This window comes from Bacteroidota bacterium (genome assembly GCA_018698135.1).
Lineage (GTDB): Bacteria > Bacteroidota > Bacteroidia > CAILMK01 > JAAYUY01 > JABINZ01.
This window is the reverse complement of sequence record JABINZ010000005.1, coordinates 1-5,537: the sequence shown is the minus strand read 5'-3', so window position 1 is coordinate 5,537 and position 5,537 is coordinate 1. Positions and strand designations below refer to the sequence as shown.

The window sequence follows — 5,537 nt, the reverse complement described above, 5'->3', positions numbered from 1 at the left end:
CGCTGATGGTATTTGTTGTTGCTATAATTAAATAGCTGTTAGATATGTGTGAAAAAAATGCTGCAACATTGAAATTGCAAACAAAAGTAGTGTGTTAATTTATCTGAGCATATGTGTATCAATTTTGAATAGCGCTATAGACACACCCCATCAATCAAAAACTTCATATTGATATTTGGTTTTTTCTTGAGTTCTCTATTGATAGACATCACTATCAATTGTCTTCTAAACCCATCACCAGTATATTCAAGGGTTGTTTTATACATTCCCCACTCCAACATAGACATAGGAGTGTCTAAAAGGGTTTGGGTTGTCTTACTTGGTTCACAATAGACATTGGTTGAAACTAACAGGAAAAACAGAACAGATATTAAAAACTTCTTCATAACATCACCTATAATTTGGTTTGTATCAGTTCAAACTTCATTTTGTTAAAAATGGTCTAAAATTAACAAATACAAAATAAATTTAGAATTCGAAACAGGTTCCACAATAAGACCAATTTCCATCAACAAAATAAAATCCCAAAGACAGAAATTTCAAAACATTTTGGGATATCCAGACCTATTGTTTATAGATATTTAAAATTATAACCCTATCCATAGTTCATAAATGAATCTGAAGTTTTAATTCTCAACCAATATTTATCTATTTCATTTTGTAGAATAGTTGATTCACCCGAACTAAAATCTATTTTTCTTCCTAATTTACCAACAACATAAAATTCAACATAAGTTTTAAATTTTTTTTCAATATCTTCTTCTATAAATTCAGGATAATAATTTTCTATCACATCAGGAGAAAGACCTATCTCAATAATCAACTGATCAAGAATATCCCCTATATGGGATTTCCCATTAGTTTCATGTTTCAGATCCCTTAAACTATCAATTATCATTTGAATACACTCTTTTACCAACATTCTAATGTGGGAATTTCCCATTTTGTTAAATAAACCTTTCAATAATCCCATAAAATCCTCCCAATTGTTATGTGTGAAAAGTTATTCTATTAATCAACTCAATATTCAAATATCCATTTTAAAATTTTTGTAGGTTTTATTGGTTTTATCATTATAAGATTATTGATACCCTTCTGAATAAAAACTTTAAATTGGAGTTATAAAAAAAATCATTGATACACCATCTATCAACATAAAATAATCAGTTTTTGTTCCATTCACCGGATTTTCAAGTGAATCAGTCCCATAATATATGGTATAATTATTTTCTTCCCATTTCTCAATAGAACTTCCAGTTATACCTTTTATTTTCCAAACTGAACCATCATTTGAACTAATTAAATCACCAATAGACTCCCCATCAAAATCTTTTTTGTCTGTTAAAATAGTATTCTTATATGAAATAGGTTCTACAAAAAAAACCATTGATACACCATCTATCAACATATAATAATCAGTTTTTGTTCCATTCACTGGATCTTCAAGTGAACCAGTCCCATAATATATGGTATAATTATTTTCTTCCCATTTCTCAATAGAACTTCCAGTTATACCTTTTATTTTCCAAACTGAACCATCATTTGAACTAATTAAATCACCAATAGATTCCCCATCAAAATCTTTTTTATCTGTATATGGAAAAGTGGTATTAGTGATTGGTGGTGTTTTTATTTCTAACACACTATATGTTCCATCTGATTTCAATAACAAACTTACATCAATAAATGTTGGTGTTCCATTTATATCAAGGTTTGGTATTGTTAAAATTCCAGTGGATGTGTCATAAGATGGATTTGTGAATCCAAATGTTGTGAAAATAATTGAAATTAGAAAAATAAAACAAATCAAAAAAAATTTCATAATATCACCTTCATTGTTATTCATCAAAAGTTTAAAAGAATTTGAATAAAAGATTGAACCAATCTATTAATTTAAAATAAAAATATCAATAGGTAGAAATACCTAATTTATTGTTTTCACATCACCATTTTTATATGAATATACATGCAGCGGCTTGTTAACAGGCACGAGGAAAGTGGGGCAGGACTATCATCATTTCTTGTCGTCCATGTGTGCTCATCTTTCTTCTTAAGTTTTTAATAACTTATAGAATCATGTACAGATACACAATTTAATTTACAGAGCCAATTAATCCCTCATGTTACGTATCCATACTTATTCATATAATTCATTACAGTACTATCAATTTTTTCTTTTATTTTTGAACTCTCACTTTTTGACTTCGAAGGAATTTTTTTAATCATTCTTTTTTTTAATTTGTTCGTTCCAAGTTTCTGCGTCTTTGTCTGCGTCCTGAATATTTTTAGTACGATATCGATTCCATACCCAAATTAATAGATAACCAATTAAGCCGATTAAACCCATTAGGGCGCCTTTGATAGCCGCGCCAATGATTTGATCTGTCATTTTTAATGTCTCCATTATAGAATAAGAGCCATACTGCCACTCAACGATAGTTATGTTTTCGGGTTTGGGAATCCCTTTAGCTGAAGTTTCTAAAATACTTTCAATTATATTAGTTTACACTTTTTTAATCAGTTAAACTCTTTGGCAAAATGGTTTTGGCATCTTGCCGTTTTAATTGGGTCTTATATTGATTGGTCATCCAATTGCACACTTTTACTGCTTCATTCATGGGCACTCCAAAAACTATTATTCTATCTTCCTTCCAAGACAAATAGGGGAATACCATTGGTTTGTCTTGAAATATCTCGCTATAGGAAGGAGGCAAATCAGTTAAAATAGTTTCTATTTCTTTATCACAATGTGGGCATGTTGTTTGAACACCTTTCCAAAAATTCTTGTTTAGTAGTTGAGCTACTAATTTATTATCACTTCTTTGAATAACTATTCTCGTTAATCCTGAACTTGGATCATTAATTTGTAAAATTGCAAAATATTCTTTAGCATATGATGGAGATGATATTATTCCAGCAACAGCAATAATGAAAAAGATATACATATATTTTTTCATATTCACCTCGGGACTTTATTTTTTCCATTATGAGTTTTTAAATCTTCCAACAAGGTCATAGTATCTTCAGTAGCAGAAAGTTTAAAAACATGACTGCTTTTATTCCATATTGAGGACATATCATTTAATATCCTTTTGACACCTTCAATCAATGTTTTAAATTCATTTGGTGTAACACTGGTGCATTCCCTAATATCTTGATTGTCAAAAAGCGTTGATCTATGTCCAAAAAAACTATTTCGGAGAATAGATACTTTGATCCACAAGGGTTTTATTCGTTTTATTTCTGACTCTAACTTTTGGAATTCCAGTGGAGGGAAGTTGCCTTCTTTTTTGAAAAGTTTTATAAGTTGCGGAATATTTACTGTATCTTTCCGAGTCTCGAAAAGCTTATAAAGTGCAATTATCATCGCTACAAAATGAGCATGAAGAGAAGTCTTGAAAAAGAGTTTATAGTGATTCATGGTATTTACAAATTGTTTCCTACTTTCTTTTTCTTTATATATTCACCAAATTTCATAATTCAAACTTGCAATAGTAATAGTATTTTGTAGTTCTTTAATGTTTTGAAGTATTTTATTTTCCATTTAAACTCCTTGTGATGTCATATACGCTTTGACTATGAGATTCAACACAAATAAGATCAACATCATATAGGAACCAGCATTGAGCCAATCGAACCATTGCCAAGATACTTTTCTGTTTTTCCTTGTTACACCCCACCAGATTGGCGAGAACACCAATCCAGCAATGAACCACGGAATGGTTTTGCCAAATGCAAACATGAAATTGCTTTGCATCGCTTGTACAATCACTGCAACAAAAAATATACTTATCCATATCAATTTATTCATATTCCTCCAAACTATTTTATTAGCCCATACGTTTTCAGAAGCTCGATGTTCATTTCCCTAATTAAGCCTTGAAATGATTTACCAAACATTATAATCCCCTTTGATTCTTGAATTTTTACGATTCTGTTTGTAATCAAAATACAATTATCAATTTCGTTTCCGATTTTATTGATATGTTTATCTAAATATACTTTAGCCTTCTGTCTTTCGGAGCTAAATCTATCCAAATCTGAACGTAGGGCTTTCCCATTCTTATAAACCATTGACATTAATGATACTGCTGCCCTAGTGGATTGAAGAGCCATTATTTTAGCTGCTCCTTCATTATTTTGTAGCATAAAATAATTCATAGAGTAAGTAAAAACTCCCATACAATAATTAATGTTTTTTTCATCAACAGTATCACCGCCAAATACAGAACCGGTACAAAACAGAACCAAAAAAATATAAATAAAAGCTTTTTTCATTTATTTTCCTCCAACGTAGTAGGTCAGCCAGTTTACTCACGAAAACGAATTGCAAAATGCCGCGTCCTATCAAACGATACATTCAGATCATTTGCTATTTGTCTGATATCCACGGGTGCAACCAGCCCACTACTAAATAATGGATCATTAACTGGCAAGGTTTTCCCCACAATTTTCACATTCTTCGAACCCTTCGCCGTGATGTATGTCGCCACATTTCGAACAAGTCAATATTTTTTTTTGCGTTCGGTGATCATCACTCCAATGGTGTTGTTTATAACGCAGTAGCAGTTCTATGTTTCGTTTAGAATCACTTGAACGGACATCTCTACCTTCAGTAGATGCCTCTTCCGCTTGCTTATGTACTCTCGCTTCCCTTTCTTGGTCAAGTAATTGCTTTTGTAGATTTTCTTTTAAAACAAGGACCCGTTTATTGACATATAGTGCTTTTGTCTTGTTTTCATCCCCATCACAGGTTGCAAAACACTTTGCCCATAAGCCGACATCTGTTTTATTCTCTTCTATTTCTCTCCAAATTTGCTCATACAATTTATGTTCGAGGTCAAAATTATTGTTAGCCCTAACATCAGGGGGGTCAATTTTGGGTGCTGTTTGATAATTAGGCTTTCTATCTTGTATTTTAATAAAGATTTTTCCGTAAATCCATCCTGCGGCAAAGGCTGCTAAACCATAAACTACAACAATTATTATCCATCGCATAAATGATTCTACATTAAAATGTTTAAAGAAATTTGGTAGAGTAGTTAAAGTACAGATAAATACCATCCATGAAAGCCATTTTCGAGCGTAATCATTAGCAGTTGATGCAGTCCCTTTAACAGAAATAATATTGTAAAGCACATATCCAACAGTACCGGATAGACCAACAGTCAGTACTGTTTTTATAAGTGCGGTTTCTGCTGCTGCCATTATTATTTTCCTTTCATAAACCCACTATCAGTTAAATTCTTTGATTTGATTCTTTCATATTTTGTTGTACCTTCAGGGCATGTGTGTTAGTGGAGTTTGTAACTATTCAAAAAAGATTTCAATTGAATTTTAGCTTTGCTTTCACTTATTTTTTTGTACATCATACCTATTCTAAAGTGTTTCCCCTCTGTTAATCACCGCGATAAAATAAACAGAAAAGGGGTATAATTTTCAAAATCTATTGACTAAAAGTATCAAAATGTCAGATTAAATGGGCTTTCAGTTGGAAGCCTTTTTTTATTGATGACAAGGCGGGGAGAGTTGCAGCT

At 31.5% G+C, this 5,537-nt stretch carries 8 protein-coding genes; all 8 read right to left on the bottom strand.

Annotation, left to right across the window (positions count from 1 at the left end):
* Positions 1 to 595 precede the first annotated feature (595 nt).
* Entirely contained in the window at positions 596 to 973 is a 378-nt protein-coding gene (locus HOG71_00360) for a hypothetical protein (GenBank protein ID MBT5989282.1), read from the bottom strand.
* A gap of 135 nt (positions 974 to 1,108) precedes the next feature.
* Positions 1,109 to 1,822, bottom strand: a complete 714-nt coding sequence (locus HOG71_00355) for a hypothetical protein (GenBank protein ID MBT5989281.1) — start codon at positions 1,820 to 1,822, stop codon at positions 1,109 to 1,111.
* Between the two features lie 396 nt (positions 1,823 to 2,218).
* Positions 2,219 to 2,389 carry a hypothetical protein gene (locus HOG71_00350; protein MBT5989280.1) on the bottom strand — a complete coding sequence of 57 codons (171 nt, stop codon included), beginning with the start codon at positions 2,387 to 2,389 and terminating at the stop codon, positions 2,219 to 2,221.
* A 124-nt stretch (positions 2,390 to 2,513) separates the two neighbouring features.
* Positions 2,514 to 2,957 (bottom strand): hypothetical protein, encoded by a 444-nt coding sequence (locus HOG71_00345; GenBank protein MBT5989279.1) that lies wholly within the window; start codon positions 2,955 to 2,957, stop codon positions 2,514 to 2,516.
* Between the two features lie 2 nt (positions 2,958 to 2,959).
* Positions 2,960 to 3,421 carry a hypothetical protein gene (locus HOG71_00340; GenBank protein ID MBT5989278.1) on the bottom strand — a complete coding sequence of 154 codons (462 nt, stop codon included), beginning with the start codon at positions 3,419 to 3,421 and terminating at the stop codon, positions 2,960 to 2,962.
* 123 nt (positions 3,422 to 3,544) lie between these two features.
* Positions 3,545 to 3,811 (bottom strand): hypothetical protein, encoded by a 267-nt coding sequence (locus tag HOG71_00335; GenBank protein ID MBT5989277.1) that lies wholly within the window; start codon positions 3,809 to 3,811, stop codon positions 3,545 to 3,547.
* An 11-nt stretch (positions 3,812 to 3,822) separates the two neighbouring features.
* Entirely contained in the window at positions 3,823 to 4,278 is a 456-nt protein-coding gene (locus tag HOG71_00330) for a hypothetical protein (GenBank protein MBT5989276.1), read from the bottom strand.
* A 147-nt stretch (positions 4,279 to 4,425) separates the two neighbouring features.
* Complete coding sequence (locus tag HOG71_00325) at positions 4,426 to 5,208, bottom strand: hypothetical protein (GenBank protein ID MBT5989275.1); 783 nt, start codon at positions 5,206 to 5,208, stop codon at positions 4,426 to 4,428.
* Between the last annotated feature and the right edge of the window lie 329 nt (positions 5,209 to 5,537).

Coding starts and splice junctions, on each gene's coding strand:
- HOG71_00355 (MBT5989281.1), bottom strand. CDS start 1,822: ATGAAATTTTTTTTGATTTGTTTTATTTTTCTAATTTCAATTATTTTC.
- HOG71_00330 (MBT5989276.1), bottom strand. CDS start 4,278: ATGAAAAAAGCTTTTATTTATATTTTTTTGGTTCTGTTTTGTACCGGT.
- HOG71_00350 (MBT5989280.1), bottom strand. CDS start 2,389: ATGACAGATCAAATCATTGGCGCGGCTATCAAAGGCGCCCTAATGGGT.
- HOG71_00325 (MBT5989275.1), bottom strand. CDS start 5,208: ATGGCAGCAGCAGAAACCGCACTTATAAAAACAGTACTGACTGTTGGT.
- HOG71_00360 (MBT5989282.1), bottom strand. CDS start 973: ATGGGATTATTGAAAGGTTTATTTAACAAAATGGGAAATTCCCACATT.
- HOG71_00335 (MBT5989277.1), bottom strand. CDS start 3,811: ATGAATAAATTGATATGGATAAGTATATTTTTTGTTGCAGTGATTGTA.
- HOG71_00345 (MBT5989279.1), bottom strand. CDS start 2,957: ATGAAAAAATATATGTATATCTTTTTCATTATTGCTGTTGCTGGAATA.
- HOG71_00340 (MBT5989278.1), bottom strand. CDS start 3,421: ATGAATCACTATAAACTCTTTTTCAAGACTTCTCTTCATGCTCATTTT.